This window comes from Erythrobacter sp. HI0063 (assembly GCF_001635685.1).
In the GTDB taxonomy this organism is placed as follows: Bacteria; Pseudomonadota; Alphaproteobacteria; order Sphingomonadales; family Sphingomonadaceae; genus Qipengyuania.
Window position 1 is genome coordinate 1 of record NZ_LWFF01000228.1, and the last position, 215, is coordinate 215.

Consider the following 215-nt stretch of genomic DNA (forward strand, 5'->3'; position numbering starts at 1 on the left):
ATTCTGTTCGGCGTCCGTTCGGCTGTCAGGTCGCGTAGGGCGTCCTCAAATTCATGGAATGCCGTGGCCAGATGCGGATCAGTCTGAGCGGCGGCCTTGAGATTTCGCACTACTCGGGCAAAAATTCCCGGCAGTGTTGGATGCATCGAGAAGGGTCGGCGAAGATCATATCGCAGGCTGTACTTGTCGATGAAGGCTTCAACGAGATTGAAGTA

1 protein-coding gene is annotated in these 215 nt (G+C 54.4%); it reads right to left on the reverse strand.

The genetic code is table 11. From position 1 onward, the window contains the following. Nucleotides 1-215: hypothetical protein (locus A3736_RS17910; protein WP_233999305.1), on the reverse strand; the 215-nt coding region annotated here is incomplete at both ends.